Here is a 19,300-nt window from a genome sequence, read left to right as displayed (position 1 = left end):
TCGCGGTCCCTGCGGTGGCGACACGGGCGGCCCGAGTGCGGTGCGGGCACCGGCGGGTGAATGGTGTTCACGTTAGGTTGCGGAACGGACGGATCGCCGAGATGAGGAGTGGATCAGTTCGTGGATGGTGTACAGGTCGGGATCGCCGCAGCTCTGGAACAGTTCCCTCCGAGGGAGTCGGTGGAGCTGGCCGCGCTGGCCGAGCGGCACGGCTTCCGGGGGCAGATGGCGGCCGACCACTTCCAGCCGTGGGTTCCCGCGCAGGGGGAGGCGTCGTTCGTGTGGAGCGTGCTCAGCGCGATCGCCGAGCGTACCGACGGGGACTTCGGCCCCGGGGTGACCTGCCCGTCGTTTCGGTTCCACCCGGCGCTGGTCGCGCAGGCGGCTGCGACGAACGAGGCGATGTACCCGGGCAGGAGCTGGCTCGGCATCGGTTCGGGTGAGGCGCTCAACGAGCACATGCTCGCCGGGTACTGGCCGGAGGCCCCGGAGCGGGTGCGGAGGATGTTCGAGGCACTCGAGGTGATCAGGAAGCTGTTCACCGGCAAGGACGTCAAGCATGCCGGGGAGTTCTTCAAGATGCACACCACGCGACTATGGACGATGCCCGAGGCGCCCCCGCCCGTCTACATCGCCGCGGCAGGCCCGTACACCTCGCGTAAGACCGGCGAGCTCGGTGACGGGTTGATCACGCCAGGCGCATCGATGGACAAGCTCGGGGGAATCCTGGACAACCTCGCGCAGGGGGCGCGGAAGGCAGGCCGGGATCCGGACGACATCCCGAAGCTGCTGCAGGTCCACCTGTCCTGGGCGGACACCGACGAGCAAGCCTGGTCGCAGGCGATCGAGCAGTGGCCCAACGGCGGGATGAAGTTCCCCAAGGCGGACGTGCGCTCGCCGTTCGACTTCGAGCAGATGGCCAAGCTGGTGCGCAGGGACGACTTCGCGGGACGCATGGTGATCTCGTCGGACCCCGACGAGCACCGGGCATCGTTGCAGAAGTTCATCGACGCCGGGTTCACCCGCATCTACCTGCACAACGTGGGTCGCAACCAGCGGGAATGGCTCGAGGTGTTCGGCCGTGAGGTGCTCCCCAGCCTGACGGCCTGAGCAGGCGAGCGCCGGACCGGCCGTCGCGAGTACGGGCCAGACGCGCCGCGCTCGTGGCAATCTGGGACGGGGGCGGCTGCCGACCGCGCCGCCGGACGGACCTGTGGTGGAGGCGTGCCTGTGCATGGCGAGAGCTGGCTCGACGTGCCGGACGGCGCCGAGTTCGGCACGTACGTCCTGCCGTACGGGGTGTTCTCGCAAACCAAGCGGGGCGATACGGCGGCACGGAAGACGGGTGTCGCGGTGGGCGACAGCGTGCTGGATCTCGCGGCGGTGGCCGGGCGGCTCGGTGAGGACTTCACACCACTCGTCGAGTCCGGCTCGCTGAACCCGCTGCTGGCCGCGGGCCGACCCGTGTGGCGTTCGGTGCGCGAACGGCTCACCGAGTGGCTGCGCGACCCGAGCTACCGCCCCGTGGTGATGGCGAACCTGATCCCGCGCGCGGACGTGCGGCTGCACCTGCCGTTCGAGCCCGCGGACTTCGTCGACTTCTACTCCAGCGAACACCACGCGCGCAGCGTGGGGCGCATGTTCCGAGCCGGCGGGGACTCGCTGCCTGCCAACTGGAAGCATCTGCCCGTCGGCTACCACGGCCGTGCCGGCACGATCGTGCCTTCCGGCACACCCGTTTCCCGGCCGCGCGGACAGCGCGGGCCCGGTGAAGGCGGTTCCCCCGCGTTCGGCTCCACCCGCAAGCTGGACTTCGAGGCCGAGGTGGGGTTCGTCGTCGGCGTGCCGTCCGAGCTGGGCAAGCCCGTCGGTGTCGACGACTTCGCCGAGCACGTCATCGGGGTCTGCCTGGTCAACGACTGGTCGGCGCGGGACTTCCAGGGCTGGGAGTACAAGCCCCTTGGTCCCTTCCTCGGCAAGTCCTTCGCCACGTCGCTGTCGCCGTGGGTCGTGCCTCTCGACGCGCTCGACCATGCCTGGGTGGCGCCGGAGGGGCCGCGCGAGGAGACGTTTGCCTACCTGCGCTGTACGGGCGCGTGGGGACTGGACCTGAGGCTGACCGTGCGTCTCAACGGCCATCCCATCGCGCAGCCACCGTTCTCGACGATGTACTGGACGGGCGCACAGCAGCTGGCGCACCTGACGGTGGCGGGCGCGTCGCTGCGTACCGGGGACCTCTTCGCTTCGGGCACGGTGAGTGGTCCGGAACCCGACCAGCGCGGGTCGTTGCTCGAACTGAGCTGGGACGGCAGCGACCCGATCCTGTTGCGCGACGGGTCGCAGCGCGGCTATCTCAACGACGGGGACGAGGTGAGCATCTCGGCTACCGCTCCGGGGCCGGACGGGAGCCGCATGGGGCTCGGTGAGGTGACCGGGCGCGTGCGGCCGTCGACGTAGGGAGGTGCGCGCGAGCGGGGCGAGGCCCGCGGGGTTTCCCTTCGGAATATCGATGCATATGCATTGGTTTTACCGTTGGTATCGTCGTGCGAGGAGGAAACCATGCCAGCTGTGACGGTAGACGACGTTCTGGTGCTGCCCAGGGTGGTCAGCCCGGATGTCGCGACGAGTGTGGAGCGCACCGTGTCCGCGGTGACAGCGGCTCCCCAGGGGTACGAGGGGGAAGGATTCCCGGTACGCAGGGCGTTCGCGGGTGTCAGCCACCGCGATCTGGACCCGTTCATTCACATGGATCAGATGGGGGAGGTCGAGTACGCGCCGGGCGAGCCCAAGGGCACCGCATGGCACCCGCACCGGGGATTCGAGACGGTCACCTACATGCTGGACGGGCAGATCGAGCACCAGGACTCCACAGGGGGTGGCGGGCTCATCTCCGGTGGCGACACGCAGTGGATGACCGCGGGGAGCGGCCTGCTGCACATCGAGGCTCCACCCGAGGCCGTCGTGATGTCCGGCGGGCTGTTCCACGGCGTGCAGCTGTGGGTGAACCTGCCCGCGCGGATGAAGATGACCGACCCCCGCTACCAGGACATCGGTGGCGGTGAGGTGAAGCTGCTGACCACCGAGGACGGCGGTGCCGTGCTGCGGCTGATCGCCGGTGAGGTGGGTGGTCACACGGGTCCGGGTGTCACGCACACGCCGATCACGATGGTGCACGCCACGGTCTCTCCCGGAGCGCAGGTGCGCTTGCCGTGGCGCCCGGACTTCAACGCGCTGGTGTATGTCCTGGCCGGTTCCGGTGCCGTGGGAACGGAGCGCCGTCCCGTATCGACGGGCGACCTCGCGGTGTTCGGGGCCGGCGACGCGCTGACGGTGCGTGCCGGGACCACCCAGGAGAGCCGCAGCCCGCAGCTGGATGTGCTGGTGCTTGGCGGTCAACCCATCCGGGAGCCGGTCGCCGCGTACGGGCCGTTCGTGATGAACACCCGTGACGAGCTGATCACGGCGGTCGAGGACTTCCAGGCGGGCAGGCTCGGCACGATTCCCGCCACACCCAAGGACGGTGGTGCTGCAGGCGGGAGTCACCGACGGTGAGCGCGGTTCACACGTCGCTGCCGGAACGCCGGCGCAGTATGGCGTGCACCTCGTCGTCCTCGACCTGGTGGAAGTCGCGGTACCACTGGCCGACGGCGTAGAACGTCGGTGGTTCGTCGAGGGTGTGCACCGCATCGGCCTCGGTCTCCACGCGCGCGCGGGCGGACGTGGAGGCGACCGGAACGGCGACGGTGATCGACAACGGGTCGTAGTGGCGCAACGCGCGCACGGCCGCGATGGCGGTGAGCCCGGTGGCGAGACCGTCGTCGACGAGGACGACGTCGCACCCGCGCACCTGGAGAGGACCTCCGTCGCGGTAGGTGTTCTGGCGTCTGAGGGCCTCGGCCGCCTCGGACGCGCGGCGATCCTCCAGCTGCGCGGGCTCGAGATCGAACGCGCGCAGCGAGGCCGTGTCGTACAGGTGCGCCCCGTCCGCGGTGACCGCCCCGATCGCCAGTTCGGGTTGGGCAGGGGCTCCGATCTTGCGCGCGACCATCACGTCCAGTGGAGCGCCCAGGGCATCGGCCACCCCTGCGGCCACGGGCATGCCGCCGCGCGCGAGTCCCAGCACGACCGGGTCGATCCACTGTCGGCGTGCCAGTTCCTTGCCGAGGAGGTGTCCGGCCTCCAGGCGGTCGGTGAACCGGTGTCGTGCCTTCACACGTCCATCATGCGCTCAAACGCGGCAGAAGACTAGAAAACTTACTGATAGTAAGTTATGCTGAGGCCGTTCGTGACAGCCAACGGAGACAGGAATCGAGGCGCGGCGGTGAAGGACTTCTCGGGCAAGGTGGCCGTCATAACCGGGGCGGGATCAGGCATCGGCAGGGCGCTCGCCGTCGCGCTGGCCAGGCAGGGTGCTCGGCTGGCTCTGTCGGACGTCGACTCGGCGGGCGTGGCCGAGACGGCGGGGCTGTGCGAGAAGGAGGGTGCGCAGGCACGCCACTACGTGCTCGATGTGGCCGACCGCGCGGCGGTGCAGTCCCACGCCGAGACGGTGGTCGCCGACTTCGGCCGGGTGAACCTGGTGTTCAACAACGCGGGCGTCGCCCTCACCGCGAACGTGGCGGATATGACCTGGGAGGACGTCGACTGGATCGTCGGCATCAACTTCTGGGGGGTCGTGCACGGGACGAAGGCATTCCTGCCGCACCTCATCGAGTCCGGCGACGGGCACCTGGTGAACGTCTCCAGCGTGTTCGGGATCATCGCGGTTCCCAGCCAGAGCGCGTACAACGCGACCAAGTTCGCCGTGCGCGGGTTCACCGAGGCGCTGCGCCAGGAAGTGCGGCTCGACAAGCAGCCTGTAGGCGTCAGCTGCGTGCACCCCGGCGGGATCAAGACCAACATCGCCAGGAACTCGCGAGCGGCCGAAGGGCTCAACACCGACGAGCTGAGCGCGCTGTTCGATCGTGTGGCGCGCACCACACCGGACAGCGCTGCCGAGCGCATCCTGCGGGGCGTGCGCAAGAACGAGGCGAAGATCCTCGTCGGCGCGGACGCCTACGCGCTCGACGGCATGGCCCGGCTGTTCGGGTCCGTCTACCAGCGCATCGTCGGCGCCGCGGCCCGGTTCGGCCCCCGGAAGTAGCCAGGGGGTCCCTCCCCGGCCCCGATCCCGCCGAACCGGTCGCAGGCGGTGCTCCCTGTCGCGAATCCGAGCGCTCGGGTGCCTGCTGCCCTTGGGCAGCTCATGATGCCGGAGGAGGAACGCGGCAACGCGGCCCAGCTCTTCGCCGGAGTCCGCGACCAGCTGGGCACTCGCCGGGTGCACGGGACCCCCGTCCCGTGCTGGATCGACACCGGTCCGGGCAGGCTGCTACGCACGCCGGGTGCGAACGGGTGGTACACCCTGCGGCAGGGGGACACGCCGAGCATCGCCGCGCAACTGTCCGAACTGGAGCAGCGACTTCGCGGCCGGCGACCCCTCGCGCCGCAGGACCTGCCCCGAGCCGCGTACGGAAGGATCACCACGCGTGCGGGGAACCGGGCGGGCCCGCGTCCGGCGGGGCCATGCCCGCAGCGCGCGCCAACTCGAGGGCGAGACCTTCGGTGCGGATCCTGCGATCGATGTAGACAAGGGCCGTCACGGTAACGACGAAGGGGTAGAGAACCGTAGTGGCGACGACCTCGCCGACGGTGCCCAGGATGATCTGCTCGTTCGTGACCGTCGACCCCGGTTCGACGCCACCGCCCGTCATGATCTCGAACGGCAGTATCACGACGATGTAGATGGCCGTGCCGATCGCGAAGGCCAGCGCCAGGATCCCGAAGATTCGCCACCACGAGTTGAGCACCAGGTCCCAGGAGCGGCGCATCGCGTGCGGCACGGAGGTGCGTTCCAGCACCAGAGCGGGAGCGGCAAGGGCGAGTACCACCGCAGCCCAGATACCCGGGATGAGGAACAGCATGACCCCGGCGAACACGATGACTCCCACCAGGACCGTGACGCCGAGGAGGGGAATCAGCCGGGGCCTGAGATCCTCCCATGCCTCCGCGAAACCGATGGTCCGTCCGAGCACGGCCTTTCCGACAACGATCGTGGCGAGCCCGGTCACGAACAACTGCGCCAGCATCAGGAACCCCATCGAGACCCCGTCCACGGCCAGCCTGTCGAGCATCAGTCCCACCATCTGCTCGTCGGAGAGCTCGTCGGCACCGGCCGTCGCGGCCACCTCCTGAATACGCGGCCATACCAGCGCCAGCGCCAGCAGCTGGCTGAGGCCGATCGCCACGAACGCAGCGCCGAACAGCATGGCCGCGTGCGATCGAAGGGTGGCCAGCGCGCCGCCGAGGATGTCGCCGAGCCCGAGTGGCCGCAGCGGGATCACGCCGGGCTGGAAGTTGCCCAGGTCGGGCCAGCCGCCACCACCCCGGGGTGCGGCGCTCTCCGGCGGCAACGGTGCCACGCCCGGGTAGTCGGAGGAGTACCGGATCTCCTCGCCCGGTTGCCGTTCCTCGTTCGGGTCGGGGTCGGGCCTGTCGCGCGCGTCGCTCATCACTACCTACTCGCCGGACTCAGAGCTGTCCAAGGGGTATCGCTGGTGTACAGGTCACTCTAGCCGATCGGGTCCCCGGTCCAGATGGTCGAGGGAGTGCGCGGCAGCGGGGAACACTCGGGAGACAGAACCCGGCACCCACCGTAGTAATGAAAATCGTTGCCATTAGCATCTCGGTGCGAGATCGGGAGGAGATGATCGAGTGCGTGGTCCGAGCGCGGTGGCGCATCGAGTGGGGCAGCTGCGCGAGCAGCTGGAGGCTGTGCCCGACTTGAACCCGTCCGACACGGTGGACGCGCTGTTCACCGAGCTGGTCGAGCTGTGCTGCTCGACGCCGCCCCGGGTCGCCGAGGCCGCCATGGCCGGGCTGGATCAGCACGCGAGCGCGCTGCAGAACCTGTGCGCGCACGGCGAGTCCGCGCTCGAGGCGTACTGGGCGCGGCGGATCACCGCGGCCACGGATCCGGAGGCAGAGCTCGCCCGCTTCCCGTACCTGAACAACTATCGCGACCTGGTGCGGATGGAGCTCGGCATGGTGGCCGCGATGGGCGAGCCGCGGCCTGCGCGTGTCGCCGTGCTCGGTTCCGGGCCGCTTCCGCTGACGGGCCTGCTACTCGCGGGCGAGCACGATGCACGCGTCGTGCACGTCGACAGGGACGGTGACAGCCTCGCTTCGGGGGAGGCCGTGGCCGGCGCGCTCGACGCGCCGGGAGCGGTCACGGCGGTGCGCGCCGACCTCGAGGATCCGGACTGTATGGACACGCTCGTACAGGCCGGGGTGCACACGTGCGACGTCGTCGTGCTTGCCGCGCTGGCCGGACAGGACGCGCGCGCCAAACGCGCCATCGGCGAGCGTCTCGGGGCGCTGCTGCCCGCTCGCACACTGGTGCTCGTGCGGTCGGCTGTGCGGCTGCGCAGGCTGCTGTACCCGCAGGTGCGGGCCGAGGATCTGACGGGGTTGCGTGTCGAGCTCGAGGTGCACCCCTACACAGATATCGTCAACTCGGTACTGGTCGCGCGCCCGGCGGGTGCCGGGACCGTGTGATCGCGACGCTGCTCCGCGTGCGTTCGCGCCGATTCCTGCTCACCGAGCGGTTCGGGCCGAAACCGATGGTCCTTCTCGGCCGCGTGCTGCGGGTGCTCGGATTCCTCCTGCTCGGCATGGCGGCAGGGTTGCGGTCCGGCCGCCAGGGGCGTGCCCGGCGGTGCCGCGTCACCCCTGGCGGCACTCGGTACGCTGTCGACTAAGCGCTTGCTTGGAACAGGGCCGGCGTGCGTGGATGTCGCGTCATGGGAGGCAGGATGACTACGAGCTCGACGGCGTGGACCGAACCGGGAGCGTACGAGGTGGCTCCCGGCGTGTACCGGATACCGTTGCCGATGCCGAACGACGGCCTGCGCGCGGTCAACGTGTACGCGATCGAGGACGGTGACGGGGTGGTCCTCGTCGACGCGGGATGGGACGTGCCGGAGGCGCGCGAGACGCTCCGGTCGGCGCTGGACTCGCTCGGCTACGAGCTCGCCGACGTGCGACGCATCCTCGCCACCCATGTGCATCGTGACCATTACACCCTCGGCGTCGCGCTGCGCAGGGAGTTCGGTATGCCGATCGCGCTCGGGGAGGGGGAGCGGCAGACGCTGCGGGCGATGTTCGACGAGGAGACCGCCGGTCGGATGGGTGAGCTGCGCCGATGGGGCGCGGAGGAACATCTCGCCGAGCTCGCCGCGAGCTACGATCCGGATGCGGTGCGCCGCAGCTATGACTGGCCGGACGAGTGGATCGACGACGTGGTCGACATCGAGCTGAACAAGCGCGTCCTGCGCGCGGTACCCACCCCCGGTCATACCCGCGGGCACGTGGTGTTCTGCGACACCGGTTCCGGCTTGCTGTTCAGCGGTGACCACGTGCTACCGCACATCACCCCGTCGATCGGTTTCGAGCCCGCGATGGCCAGCTCCCCCCTCGGCGACTTCCTGCGCTCCCTGAGGGGGTTGCGCGACTATGCCGACATGCGCCTGCTACCGGCACACGGCCCGGTCACCGAGAGCGCGCACACGAGGGTCGCGGAGTTGCTCGAGCACCATGACCGCAGGCTGGCCGACACGGCACGAGCGGTCTCGGAGGATGGCGCGCGCACGGTTTACGAGGCAGCGGGCAGGCTCGGGTGGACCCGGCGTGCGCGGTCCTTCACCGAGCTCGACGCGTTCAACCGGTTCCTCGCTGTGGCCGAGACGGCAGCACACCTGCGCCTGCTGGCCGAGCGCGGCCGGCTGAACGTGCGTTCCGTGGACGGCGTCGACTACTACTCGCCCGTTACGCCCTGACCGCGCGGGGACGCTCCGGCGGGACCGCGAGGTCGGGGGCGAGGCCGACGGTGGCCGCGCCGAGCCCCAGCTCGGTGGCGGCACGGAGGTCGTTGCGGGTGTCCACGTCACACCGCAGGCTCGGCCACGGGCCCCACAGCGGGACGGCCCCGCTAGCCAGGTGGGCCGCCGCGGAGCTCGGCCCGAAACGCGGCTCGAGGTCCCCACCTTCGGCGCCGAGCAGCAGCGTCGTTCCGGTACCTTCCCTGTCGGGGCAGAACGCGCGAGCGCCGCGCGCGGCATGTATGGCCGCGGTGACCTCGGCGGGACGTAGTGCGGGCAGGTCAGCCAGCAGTGCCCCGACCCGCGTGCCGGGATACCGTTCGCGCAGGTGGCGCTCGCCGAGTTCGAGTGCGGCGTTGAGCCCGCCGGTGGAGGTGTCCGGCAGCGTCGACGCGCCGAGCTCGCGTACCGCGGCCGTCACGTCGGGGTCGGGGGTGACCATCAGCACCTCTCGTACGGCCTCGGCAGCGAGTGCGGCCGACACGGTATCGGTGATCAGGGCGAGCACGGTGCGCCGGTGTTCCGCGCGGTCGCCCGAGCCGAACGAGGCGAGCAGCCTGCTCTTGGCAAAGGGCAGCCCCTTTACCGGTAGGACGAGGTCCACTGTGCGCATCTCAGCCTGTGCCCGGGGTATCTCACGCGTCAGGGTGGTTGGTCGAAGTGGGTGGTTCCGCGACGTCCGATCGGCGGCCACCGGACTTAAGCATACTGCGAGTGCACAATCGACGGCTCCGGTGCGTGACGCGTTCGCCGAGCCTGCCGGCTCCGGCGAGGCGTGTGCCGGTCGGCTGCTCGCGGGGCTGCGCGGCGGAAATGGCTGGTGAGGCGGTACCGCTCCGCGTGCCTTACGCCAACGGCCGTGCCAGCGTCGCCGTCCGCGGGCGCGGTGGCGTCGTGACCAACCGGTAATACGGGAACGTGTTTCACCAGCGTGGTTCACCCGTTAGTGTGATAGTTGGCAGGGTTCGTATACCGGACAGACAAGGAATGTGTCGCCATGACGAGACGGTTACTGCGTGCGGCAGCGCTCGCCGCTGGTTCCGCCCTGGTCGCGCTGGTGCTCGCGCCGGGCCAGGCCGTAGCGCAGCAGGAAGTCATCCAGCCGGGCGCCTCGATCACCACAGGGGACGGCTACTGCACGCTGAACTGGATATACGACGGTACGGGAGACCAGGCAGGCAGTGTCTACGGCGGAACGGCGGCACACTGTGTCGAGGGGGTCGGTCAACGCATCTCCCTGGCCACGTCGAGCTTGGGAGAGGCGACCGTCGAGTTCGGTGAGGTCGCCTTCGTCGCCGACGAGCTGGACTACGCGTTCATCGAGATCGACACCGCGCACACCGATCTGGTCGATCCGGCCCTGAAGGGGCACCCGCAGATCCCCACCGGAGTGTCCACCACCGAGACGGCGGCGGTCGGCGATCTGATCCAGTTCTCCGGGCACGGTGTCGGCTTCCACCTGACCCCGATCACGCAGGAACAGCGCGTCGGCATCCTCGGATACAACGACGGGACGCAGCACTACGTCAACGGCGCTGTCAGTCCGGGAGACTCCGGCGGGCCGGTCGCCAACCTCACCGACGGCAACAAGGCGCTGGGTCTGGTGAACACGCTGGGTGCCGGTGTCGCCGAGCTGCCCTACGTCGGGGAAGGCGGCGTCTCGCTCGAGGGCATGTTCGCCGACGCGGCCGCGTCCGGCTTCACCGTGACGCTGCGTACCGTGGGCTGACGACGGCGTAGCCGGCCGCCCGTCACGAATCCGGCCGGATCACCCATCGCCCCGCACGCATCACACCCTCGATGCGCAACGCGTCGTTCACGGCGACAAGGTCCGCGCGGTGGCCGGGCTCGATGGAGCCCGTGCCGGTGAGGCCGAGCGTGCGGGCGGGCGTCAACGACGCCGCGCGAACGGCCTGCTCCAGCGGGCAGCCGGTCGCCTCGACGAACCGCCGCACCGCCGCGTCGAGCGTCAGCGTGCTGCCTGCCAGCGAGCCGGTGGTGGCCAGCCGCGCCTGGCCGTGCCGGACGACGACGTCGAGCTCGCCCACGCGGTACTGACCGTCCGGCGCTGCCGCGGCAGCGATGGCGTCACTGACCAGGAGGAAGCGATCGGTCCCCGCGACCAGTGCCGCGTGCCGCAGCATCGCGTCGTGCAGGTGGTGGCCATCGGCGATGAGCTCCACCCGGCAGCGGCCGTCCTCGGTCAGGGCAACCGCAGGGCCCGGTTCCCTGTGGTGCGTCGAGCGCATGCCGTTGAACAGGTGTGTGCCGACCGTGGCGCCCGCGTCGATGGCGCGGCGGGTGGTGGCGTACGTGGCGTCGGTGTGCCCGATGGCGGCCACCGCGCCGTGCCCGGCGACGCGCCGTACGGCGTCGATGCCACCGTCGAGCTCTGGGGCGAGGGTCACCATGGAGATCGTTCCCCTGCCCGCGGTCAGCAGGCGTTCCACTTCCTCGGGCCGGGGAGGGCGGAGGTGCTCCGGAGCGTGCGCCCCCCGGTGCTTCTCGCTCAGCCACGGGCCTTCGAGGTGCACACCGGACAGCAGGCCGTCGTCGACGAGCTCGGCGAGCGCGCGCACGGCACGCTCGAGGCTCTCCAGGGGGGCCGATACCAGGCTGGCCACCGTGCTCGTCGTGCCGTGGCGCAGGTGGGCGCGCGCGGCGTTCGCTGCGGCATCCGGGTCGCCGTCGGTATAGCTGAACCCGCCACCGCCGTGCGCGTGCGCGTCCACGAGTCCGGGAAGGAGCGTCAGGGCGGGCAGGTGCACGACAGGCGCCGGTACGGATGGTTCACCCGTGCCCACCTGCCGTACGCGGTCGCCGACGACGTGTACCCATCCGTCCTGATGCGACTCCGCCGGCGTGACCACGGTGCCTGCGCGGAGTATGTGCCCGTCCGGTAAGGACGCATGCTCGCTCACCACGTCGAGGTCTCCTTGCGCAGGCCGCGTGGCGCGTCCGGGTCGTACCCGCGGGCGAGCGCCATGCTGTGCGCGAGCCGTTGCAGCGGAACGATCTGCAGGATCGGCAGGAGCTGCTCCCCGGTGCCAGCAGGCAGGGCGAGCACGCAGTCGCCGCGTCTCGCGACGGACGGGTCACCGAGTACGCACAGCTCGGCGCCGCGCTCGTGGACCTTGTCGACGACCGGCCACATCGCCTGCCCGCCCGCGCCTTCCGGGATCACCGCGATGACCGGGCGGTCCTGGTCGATCATGGCCAGCGGGCCGTGCAGCAGGTCGGCCCCGGAGAAGGCGTGCGCGGACAGGTACGCCGTCTCCATCAGTTTCAGCGCCGCTTCCCGCGCGGTGGCATAGGCATAACCCCGCGCTGTCGTGACGAGGGTGCCCGCGAACCGGAAGCGGTCCGCCACGGACTGGACGTCCGGCTGCTCCAGCAGCGCCGCTGCCTGTTCCGGCAACGCGTGCGCGGCATCCGTCGGCGCGCCCCGTACGTGCGTGAGCAGGAGCCACAGCGTCAACAGGCTCGCCGTGTAGGTCTTGGTCGCCGCTACGGCCCGTTCGGTGCCGGCGCGCATGTCCAGGTGGAGCTCAGCGACGGCGGCGAGGTCGGACTCGGGGTTGTTGGTTACCGCGAGCGTGGTCGCGCCCGCGCGCCCGGCTGCCGCCGTGGAGTCGACAAGGTCGGGTGAGCCACCCGACTGGCTGACCGCGATCCACAGGACCCCGGTCATATCCGGTCGGGCCCCGTAGGTGGTGAGCGTGGACGGCGAGGCCATCCCGGCCGGAAGCCCGAGCATGATCTCGACGAGGTACTTCGCGTACAGCGCGGCGTGGTCACTGGTGCCGCGCGCGGCGAGCAGCACGAACCGGGGTCGGCGGGTGACGATCGTGCTGGCGACGGAGCGCGCATCGGCCGCGCCGCCGGACAGGATCCCCTCGAGTGTCCCGGGTTGCTCGCGGATCTCGGCGAGCATGAGCTCACCGGGCGGACGCTCTCCGGGCTGGGCAGGGGGAGTGCTCATCGGCGACCTCGTGGTTGTGGTGTGCGTGTCACGGTGTGCTGCCCGATACGGCGAACCGCGCGGTCGGTTGACGCCGAACGACCTCTATTGTACCAATGGTACATTATTTAAGACCGGAGGTACATATGCGAGTGGCGCAGGTACGGGACGTCCTGACGAACCTCGTCGACGGGATGCGGCCGGGAGACCCCCTTCCGGCCGAGCGGGAGCTGGCCGCGCGCGTCGGGGTGTCGCGGATGACCCTGCGCAAGGCCGTGGACGAGCTGGTGACGGCGGGCCGCGTGGTGCGCAGGCACGGTGCCGGCTCGTTCGTCGCCGCCCCGAAGGTGACACAACCGTTGACCGCGAGCTCGTTCACCGAGGACATGCTGGCTCGCGGCCACGTACCCGGATCTCGCACGCTCGACACGGCGACCTGCTCGGCAGGCGCGGTCCTCGGGCGGCGGCTCGAGGTCTCCCCGGAGGCCGATGTGCTGCGCGTGCGGCGGTTACGCCTGGCGGACGGGGCTCCCATGGCCATCGAGGACCTGCACGTGCCGACCGCGCTCGTTCCGGGTCTGCGCGGCACGGATCTGGCCGATCACTCGTTCTACGCGTTCCTGGAACAGCGTTTCGGGGTGCGTGTCGCTACCGGAACGCAAGCTCTGGAACCCACGGTGACCGACCCGGGCGAGTCGGAGTTGCTCGGTGTGCCGGTGCACACGCCCGCGTTCCTGTTCGAGCGGACGTCCCGGGACGAGCACGGGACGGTGGTCGAGTTCGTGCGGTCGATCTACCGTGGCGATCGCTACCGCATCGTCGCCGAGATCCATGCCGACCGGCAGGCACCGGCGGCGGTCGCGGATGGAACGGCAGGTGGCCGATGACGGATCGCTCGGCCCGCGGGCGGTCCCGCGCTGTCGCGCACCGTGTGTTCGCTGTCGGACTCGTATGAACGAGTTCGCCGACGATCTCGGCCGGCTGGAAACCGAGCGGCCCCGGCGGGACCTTGCCGACCTCGACACCCGCGACACCGCCGCGCTGGTCGCGCAGATCTTCGCCGACGACGGCACCGTCGCCGCCGCCGTGGCCGCCGAACACGGTGCGATCACCGCAGCGGTCGAGGCCGTCACGGAGCGACTGCGCGCCGGGGGACGGCTGTGCTACGTCGGTGCTGGCACACCGGGCCGGTTGGCAGTCATGGATGCCGCGGAGTGCGTACCGACGTTCGGTAGTGATCCCGGGCAGGTTCTCGCCGTGCTCGCGGGCGGGACGGGCGCGAGCACGGCGACGGCCGAGGGAGCGGAGGACGATGCCGCGGCAGGCGCCGTCGACCTGCGCGCGGCAGGGGTGTCCGCCGCGGACGCCGTCGTCGGTGTCACCGCATCGGGCCGTACGCCCTACGTGCTGGGAGCCGTGGAGGCGGCTCGGGCTGCCGGAGCAACGACGATCGGGATGGCCAACAACCCGGACAGTCGCGTCGGCACGCTGGCGGACATCGCCATCGAGGTGCGCACAGGGGCAGAGGTGCTCGCGGGCTCGACCCGCATGAAGGCGGGTACCGCACAGAAACTCGTCCTCAACACGCTGTCCACGGCGACGATGATCAAGCTGGGTAAGACCTACGGCAATCTCATGGTGGACCTGCGGGCGACGAACGAGAAGCTACGTGACCGCGCTCGCCGGATCGTCATCGAGGCGACCGGAGTCGACTCCGCGACCGCCGAGGACACCCTGCTGCGGTCGGCAGGGCACGCCAAGACCGCCATCGTCGCACTGCTGGCGGGTACGGACCCGGAAAGCGCCGCACGGCGTCTGGATGCCTGCGCAGGCCACGTTCGCCGGGCACTGCACAGCGCGGCGGGTTGGGCCGGGCAGGAGGCTCCGCGCGATCGCGGGCAGTAGCCGACACTGCCGGACGCTCGTCCCGCGCGTCTGGCAGACTCTCGTTGTGATGCAGGTGGGGTTGCGGATCCGGCGCCGTCTGCCGGCCAGTCCGCTCGTGTTCGGTATATCGGTGCTGGTCATCCTCGCTTTCCTGGTCGTGGGACTCACCGCGACCTCGGCGATGCGGCGGATGTTCGACAGTGCGCAGGCCGGGATCGCCGCGTGGTTCGACTGGTACTACATACTCACGGTCGGCGGGTTCCTCGTCTTCGTGATCTGGCTGGGCGCGAGCAGGTTCGGCAGGATCCGGCTCGGCGAGCAGGACAGCGAGCCGGAGTACCGGTACATGACCTGGTTCGCGATGCTGTTCACCGCCGGTATGGGGATCGGGCTCGTCTTCTGGGCGGTGGCCGAGCCGCTGTCGCACCTGGCCGACCCGCCGATGGCCGAGCCGGGTACGGCGCGCGCGGAGACCGAGTCGATGCGGTTCACCTTCTTCCACTGGGGCCTGCACGCGTGGGCGATCTACATCGTGGTCGGGGTCTGCCTCGCCTACTTCTCCTACCGGCACAACCTGCCGCTGGCGATCCGGAGCGCGCTGTACCCGATCCTGGGGGAGCGGATCCACGGTCGTCTCGGAGACGTCGTCGACATCTTCGCGGTGTTCGGCACGATGTTCGGGGTCGCTACCTCGTTGGGTTTCGGTATCCTGCAGGTCAATGCCGGATTGTCCAGTTTGAATCTGGTGCCGCAGTCCACCGGTGTGCAGCTGGTGCTGATCGCCGCGATCACCTTCGCCGCCGTGTGCTCGCTGCTGGCGGGACTCGACAAGGGGATCCTGCGGCTGTCGGTGACCAACCTCGGCATCGGAGTCGCGCTGATGCTCTTCGTGCTGGTGACGGGGCCGACCACGGACGTGCTGGGTAGCCTCGTGCAGCAGCTCGGCCACTACGTACAGACGTTGCCCGAGACCACGTTGTGGACCGACTCGCAGGAGCAGACGGGGTGGCAGGTCGACTGGACCATCTTCTACTGGGGGTGGTGGATCAGCTGGTCCCCGTTCGTCGGCATGTTCATCGCCCGGGTGTCCAGAGGCCGGACGATCCGCGAGTTCGTGTTCGGGGTTCTGCTGATGCCGACGCTGTTCACTGTCGTGTGGATGGCCGTCTTCGGCAACACCGCGTTCTCGGTGAACTCCGAGACCGGTGGGGAGCTCTCCGGCCAGGCGGTCGACGATCCTGCCGTGGCGTTGTTCGGCATGCTCGGCCAGCTCCCCCTGACAACGGTGCTGAGCGCCCTCGCGATCCTGCTGGTGGCGGCATACTTCGTGACGTCGTCGGACTCGGCGTCGCTGGTGATCGCCATGCTCACCTCGGGTGGCGACCCGGATGCGCCGAAGGCACAGCGGGTCTTCTGGGCCGTGCTGCAGGGCGGTGTGGCCGCGGTGCTGCTGCTGGCCGGTTCCGGAGGGCTGGATGCGCTGCAGACCGCGGCGATCACCACGGCGCTGCCGTTCAGCGTGATCATGCTGCTGATGTGCTACGGGTTGGTGCGTGCGTTGTACGCGGACGGGAGGGTGGACAGCCTCGACCGGCTCGCGCTGACCACCCCGGCGCACCGCGCGGTCCCGGAACGCCGGGCAGCCGCACGCAGTCCCTTCGCCGACCGGGTCCAGGGTTCACCCTGATCCCTCAGGCGGGATCCCGCGTCCGGGAGCCGGCCTCGCGCCGCGTGTGTGTGACGGCGACGTGGGGGAGTGGCCGCAGCCGGGGACGTACCCGGAAGGTGGCGTGCCGCGCGAAGACGGCCACAGCGAGTGCCGTGCACAGTGCGGTCAGCGTGCCACCGGCGAGCAGGGACCACCGGGCGCCGAGCGCTCCGGCGAGCCAGCCGATCACCGGCGCGCCTGCCGGTGTGCCGCCCATCAGGATGGTGATGTACAGCGAGAGCACGCGCCCGCGGATGTGGTGGTCGACCGTGGTCTGGATGTACCCGTTGGCCGCGGTGAGCACCGTCATCACGAGTACGCCGATCGGTGCGAGCGTGAGCGCGAACGTCGCGTACGTCGGCATCGAGCCCGCGGCCACGGCGAGCACGCCGAAGAGCACCGTCCCCCCGACGATCAGGCGCAACCGGGGTAGCCGCCTGCGCGCCGCGACCAGTGCGCCGGACAGCGTGCCGATGGCCAGGATCGAGCCGAGCAGCCCGTACTCCTCCGGCCCGCGGTCGTAGATCTCCGTGGCCATCAGCGCCATGGTCATCTGGAAGTTCATCCCGAACGTTCCGAGACCGAACACGATGGTCAGCACCATGACCAGGTCGGGACGCGAGCGGACGTACGCGACTCCGGCGCGCAGCCGCCCGAGCGGGCCCGTGGCGTCGCCGTCGGCCGAGCTGGCGCGGGTGGACGGCACGCGCAACAGCAGCAACATCGTGATCGGTGCGGCGAACGAGAGCCCGTTGATGACGAACAGCCATCCCGTCCCGATCAGCGCGATCAGGCCCCCGGCGGCTGCGGGCCCGATCAGGCGGGCCCCGTTGAACGAGGCACTGTTGAGCGCGACCGCGTTGGTGACGTCGGCCTGACCGACCAGCTCGGAGACGAACGCCTGCCGGGCGGGGTTGTCCAGCGCGTTGCCGACACCGACCAGGAACGCGAGGACGTAGACGTGCCAGATCTCGGCAGCGCCCGCGAGTACGAGCGTCCCCAGTACGAGGGCGAGCCCGCCGAGGAAGCCGTTCGTGGCCAGCAGCAGCCTCCGCTTGGGCAGCCGGTCGGCAAGCAGGCCGCCGAAGGGTGCGACCAGCAGGAACGGGAGGAACTGCAGGCCGGTGGTGATCCCGACTGCCTGGGCTCCGCCGCCGAGGACGACGAGGACGAGCCAGTCCTGGGCGACCCGCTGCATCCATGTGCCGATGTTCGATACGAACATCCCGGACCAGTACAGGCGGTAGTCGCGATGGCGCAGGGAGTGGAACGTGCGGTTCACGCGAACTCGACCCGACTACGGATCGGCGCCGCGCCGGGCGACCCGTGCGCGGCTGCCGGGGTGAACCTTGCCGCGTGCACTGCCGTTAGCATAGCTCACTAGTTACCGGCGCGCTCGCCCAGGCGCCCGGTGAGCGCCGGGATCAGGCGATCGGGTCACCGGGGTCGGCGCCGTCGTCGGGTCGCAGCAGCCGGACCTCGCCGCCGGTCCCCACCGCGCCGAGTAGCAGGAACTCGCTGGTGAACCCCGCGATCCTCTTGCGCCCGAGGTTGATCGCGCCGACGACCGTCCGCCCGATCAGCTCCTCGGCGGAATAGTGGGTGACCTGGGCGCTGGTCCACCGGTGGCCGAGGATGCCGAAGTCCACGGCGATCTTCCATGCGGGGGAGCGCGCCTCGGGGAAGGGCCGCACCTCGGTGACGCGGCCGACCCGCATATCGACTGCGGGGAAGGCATCGGGCGCATCCGGCTTCGGAGAAGCGTCCATGCCGTAGAGCTTAGCGCCGGCTGTGCGCGAAGCGCGGGGCGGGGCGTCCGGCGTCCTGCGTCCGCCTTCGGGCACAGCCGGCGTGAGCGGTGATCCACTGCGGGTCAGTTGGACTCGCCCTCTGGCTGGGGTTGCTGGCCCTCCTGCCCCGGCTGCTGCCCCGGCTGCTGCTGGGGCATCTCGGGCATCTCGCCGATCTCCTCCTTCGGGGGAGCCTCGATCTCGACCGACTCGCCCCAGTCGGAGTAGTTCACCGTGATGACGGACTTGCCTTCCGGTGCTTGCTGCTGCTGCCCCTGCTGCCCCATCGACTCCGCGGCAGCCTTGTACAGCTCCGTCAGGTTCATCGTGACCTGCATGGGGAGGTCATCCTCGTTCACATCGAGGTTGACCCGGTACGACTCGATGCCGGACTGCTGCAGGGACTGCAGAGCCTGCTGCGTGATGCCCATCGGGAGGTTCTCCTTGAGCTTGCCGAGCTGGACCTCCGTCTTGTACCGGGTAGCCGGCTCGCCCGCCACCTCGGTCTCCTCGGTGCCCAGGATCGTGCCGGCCTCCTCGAGCTGGCCGAGCACACCCGCGGGGTCGGCCTGGCGGGGCAGCTGGTCCATCCCGCCGAACATCTGGGCCACCTGGGGGCTCTCGGTGAGGTCGAGCCACGGTGCGTCGGTTCCCACGGCGGCCTGCATCTGCTCGGGAAGCTTCATGTAGACGGCATCGTCGACCTGGCGCAGCTCGGTCTTCTGCCCTCCGGCATCCAGTGCGACGTCGACAGCGGAGCCGTCGTCGCCGTGCCGGTACGTACCCTGCCCGGTAGCGGTCTGACCGCCGATATCCATCTTGAAATCGAAGCTGGCGGTCTCCTGCTCCTTGGCCTGCTCGCCCGCGGCGAGAGCGATGTCCGCGGCGCTGTTCGGATCCTCCTCGGCGGACTTGTCGTCCGAATCCTCACCGCCGTCGCCGCCGCAACCGCTCACCGCCAGGGCAAAAGCGAGGGTTCCGGCTGTCACGAGTGATTTGCGCATATCATTCTCCTGCGTGCGGGGTCCCTATTCGT

The 19,300-nt window shown here is 70.0% G+C and carries 19 protein-coding genes; 11 read left to right on the top strand and 8 right to left on the bottom strand.

Translation table 11 applies throughout. The features are described 5' to 3' along the window. Nucleotides 1–120 precede the first annotated feature (120 nt). The 3 genes from H0B56_RS05040 (at nt 121) to H0B56_RS05030 (ending at nt 3,552) form a co-directional block, all read left to right on the top strand. Nucleotides 121–1,110 (top strand): TIGR03557 family F420-dependent LLM class oxidoreductase, encoded by a 990-nt coding sequence (locus H0B56_RS05040; protein ID WP_180891777.1) that lies wholly within the window; start codon nt 121–123, stop codon nt 1,108–1,110. Nucleotides 1,111–1,224: 114 nt separating this feature from the next. Beyond that, nucleotides 1,225–2,457, top strand: a complete 1,233-nt coding sequence (gene fahA, locus H0B56_RS05035) for a fumarylacetoacetase (protein ID WP_425484493.1) — start codon at nt 1,225–1,227, stop codon at nt 2,455–2,457. A 102-nt stretch (nt 2,458–2,559) separates the two neighbouring features. After that, nucleotides 2,560–3,552 (top strand): pirin family protein, encoded by a 993-nt coding sequence (locus tag H0B56_RS05030; protein WP_180891776.1) that lies wholly within the window; start codon nt 2,560–2,562, stop codon nt 3,550–3,552. A 7-nt stretch (nt 3,553–3,559) separates the two neighbouring features. Here H0B56_RS05030 and H0B56_RS05025 read toward each other — a convergent pair whose 3' ends face one another. After that, nucleotides 3,560–4,213 (bottom strand): phosphoribosyltransferase family protein, encoded by a 654-nt coding sequence (locus tag H0B56_RS05025; RefSeq protein WP_180891775.1) that lies wholly within the window; start codon nt 4,211–4,213, stop codon nt 3,560–3,562. A 108-nt stretch (nt 4,214–4,321) separates the two neighbouring features. Here H0B56_RS05025 and H0B56_RS05020 point away from each other — a divergent pair, with 108 nt between their 5' ends. Further along, entirely contained in the window at nt 4,322–5,143 is an 822-nt protein-coding gene (locus tag H0B56_RS05020) for an SDR family NAD(P)-dependent oxidoreductase (protein WP_180892334.1), read from the top strand. 376 nt (nt 5,144–5,519) lie between these two features. Here H0B56_RS05020 and H0B56_RS05015 read toward each other — a convergent pair whose 3' ends face one another. Further along, nucleotides 5,520–6,551 (bottom strand): DUF7847 domain-containing protein, encoded by a 1,032-nt coding sequence (locus H0B56_RS05015; protein ID WP_180891774.1) that lies wholly within the window; start codon nt 6,549–6,551, stop codon nt 5,520–5,522. 202 nt (nt 6,552–6,753) lie between these two features. On the opposite strand from H0B56_RS05015, the gene H0B56_RS05010 reads away from it, so the two are divergent. From H0B56_RS05010 to H0B56_RS05000, 3 genes are read left to right on the top strand one after another with little or no spacing between them, the layout of a single operon-like run. Beyond that, nucleotides 6,754–7,596: a nicotianamine synthase family protein gene (locus H0B56_RS05010; RefSeq protein WP_180891773.1), complete on the top strand. Its 843-nt coding sequence runs from the start codon at nt 6,754–6,756 to the stop codon at nt 7,594–7,596. A gap of 17 nt (nt 7,597–7,613) precedes the next feature. After that, entirely contained in the window at nt 7,614–7,799 is a 186-nt protein-coding gene (locus H0B56_RS05005) for a hypothetical protein (protein ID WP_180891772.1), read from the top strand. Nucleotides 7,800–7,853: 54 nt separating this feature from the next. Continuing rightward, complete coding sequence (locus tag H0B56_RS05000) at nt 7,854–8,876, top strand: MBL fold metallo-hydrolase (protein WP_180891771.1); 1,023 nt, start codon at nt 7,854–7,856, stop codon at nt 8,874–8,876. Here H0B56_RS05000 and cofC read toward each other — a convergent pair. Continuing rightward, on the bottom strand, nt 8,866–9,531 hold the full coding sequence (cofC, locus tag H0B56_RS04995; protein ID WP_180891770.1) for a 2-phospho-L-lactate guanylyltransferase: 666 nt from the start codon (nt 9,529–9,531) through the stop codon (nt 8,866–8,868). The genes H0B56_RS05000 and cofC overlap by 11 nt on opposite strands. Nucleotides 9,532–9,915: 384 nt before the next feature. Between cofC and H0B56_RS04990 the strand changes: the two genes are divergently transcribed. Then, complete coding sequence (locus H0B56_RS04990) at nt 9,916–10,647, top strand: trypsin-like serine protease (protein WP_180891769.1); 732 nt, start codon at nt 9,916–9,918, stop codon at nt 10,645–10,647. A gap of 22 nt (nt 10,648–10,669) precedes the next feature. On the opposite strand, the gene nagA is transcribed toward H0B56_RS04990, so the two are convergent. After that, on the bottom strand, nt 10,670–11,839 hold the full coding sequence (gene nagA / locus H0B56_RS04985) for an N-acetylglucosamine-6-phosphate deacetylase (RefSeq protein WP_219632348.1): 1,170 nt from the start codon (nt 11,837–11,839) through the stop codon (nt 10,670–10,672). Further along, on the bottom strand, nt 11,836–12,900 hold the full coding sequence (locus H0B56_RS04980; protein WP_180891768.1) for an SIS domain-containing protein: 1,065 nt from the start codon (nt 12,898–12,900) through the stop codon (nt 11,836–11,838). The genes nagA and H0B56_RS04980 overlap by 4 nt, the downstream gene beginning before the upstream one ends. A gap of 125 nt (nt 12,901–13,025) precedes the next feature. Between H0B56_RS04980 and H0B56_RS04975 the strand changes: the two genes are divergently transcribed. From H0B56_RS04975 to H0B56_RS04965, 3 genes are all read left to right on the top strand, one after another. After that, complete coding sequence (locus H0B56_RS04975) at nt 13,026–13,766, top strand: GntR family transcriptional regulator (RefSeq protein WP_180891767.1); 741 nt, start codon at nt 13,026–13,028, stop codon at nt 13,764–13,766. Nucleotides 13,767–13,830: 64 nt separating this feature from the next. Next, complete coding sequence (murQ, locus tag H0B56_RS04970; RefSeq protein ID WP_180891766.1) at nt 13,831–14,784, top strand: N-acetylmuramic acid 6-phosphate etherase; 954 nt, start codon at nt 13,831–13,833, stop codon at nt 14,782–14,784. 49 nt (nt 14,785–14,833) lie between these two features. Then, nucleotides 14,834–16,453 carry a BCCT family transporter gene (locus tag H0B56_RS04965; RefSeq protein WP_246360929.1) on the top strand — a complete coding sequence of 540 codons (1,620 nt, stop codon included), beginning with the start codon at nt 14,834–14,836 and terminating at the stop codon, nt 16,451–16,453. Between the two features lie 4 nt (nt 16,454–16,457). On the opposite strand, the gene H0B56_RS04960 is transcribed toward H0B56_RS04965, so the two are convergent. The 3 genes from H0B56_RS04960 to H0B56_RS04950 form a co-directional block, all read right to left on the bottom strand. Further along, nucleotides 16,458–17,756, bottom strand: a complete 1,299-nt coding sequence (locus H0B56_RS04960; protein WP_180891764.1) for an MFS transporter — start codon at nt 17,754–17,756, stop codon at nt 16,458–16,460. A 142-nt stretch (nt 17,757–17,898) separates the two neighbouring features. Next, complete coding sequence (locus H0B56_RS04955) at nt 17,899–18,243, bottom strand: tRNA-binding protein (RefSeq protein ID WP_180891763.1); 345 nt, start codon at nt 18,241–18,243, stop codon at nt 17,899–17,901. 104 nt (nt 18,244–18,347) lie between these two features. Next, entirely contained in the window at nt 18,348–19,268 is a 921-nt protein-coding gene (locus tag H0B56_RS04950) for an SCO4651 family lipoprotein (RefSeq protein ID WP_180891762.1), read from the bottom strand. Nucleotides 19,269–19,300 lie beyond the last annotated feature (32 nt).

The organism is Haloechinothrix aidingensis (assembly GCF_013450155.1).
Lineage (GTDB): Bacteria > Actinomycetota > Actinomycetes > Mycobacteriales > Pseudonocardiaceae > Haloechinothrix > Haloechinothrix aidingensis.
The sequence above is the reverse complement of the archived record's forward strand: the minus strand, read 5'-3'. Positions and strand labels throughout refer to the sequence as shown.

Excerpts from the sequence above, each read along its gene's own strand:
- H0B56_RS05015 (WP_180891774.1), bottom strand. The coding sequence starts at position 6,551 with ATGAGCGACGCGCGCGACAGGCCCGACCCCGACCCGAACGAGGAACGG.
- H0B56_RS04965 (WP_246360929.1), top strand. The coding sequence starts at position 14,834 with ATGCAGGTGGGGTTGCGGATCCGGCGCCGTCTGCCGGCCAGTCCGCTC.
- murQ (WP_180891766.1), top strand. The coding sequence starts at position 13,831 with ATGAACGAGTTCGCCGACGATCTCGGCCGGCTGGAAACCGAGCGGCCC.
- H0B56_RS04990 (WP_180891769.1), top strand. The coding sequence starts at position 9,916 with ATGACGAGACGGTTACTGCGTGCGGCAGCGCTCGCCGCTGGTTCCGCC.
- H0B56_RS04980 (WP_180891768.1), bottom strand. The coding sequence starts at position 12,900 with ATGAGCACTCCCCCTGCCCAGCCCGGAGAGCGTCCGCCCGGTGAGCTC.
- H0B56_RS05000 (WP_180891771.1), top strand. The coding sequence starts at position 7,854 with ATGACTACGAGCTCGACGGCGTGGACCGAACCGGGAGCGTACGAGGTG.
- H0B56_RS04955 (WP_180891763.1), bottom strand. The coding sequence starts at position 18,243 with ATGGACGCTTCTCCGAAGCCGGATGCGCCCGATGCCTTCCCCGCAGTC.
- H0B56_RS04950 (WP_180891762.1), bottom strand. The coding sequence starts at position 19,268 with ATGCGCAAATCACTCGTGACAGCCGGAACCCTCGCTTTTGCCCTGGCG.
- H0B56_RS04975 (WP_180891767.1), top strand. The coding sequence starts at position 13,026 with ATGCGAGTGGCGCAGGTACGGGACGTCCTGACGAACCTCGTCGACGGG.
- cofC (WP_180891770.1), bottom strand. The coding sequence starts at position 9,531 with ATGCGCACAGTGGACCTCGTCCTACCGGTAAAGGGGCTGCCCTTTGCC.
- H0B56_RS05030 (WP_180891776.1), top strand. The coding sequence starts at position 2,560 with ATGCCAGCTGTGACGGTAGACGACGTTCTGGTGCTGCCCAGGGTGGTC.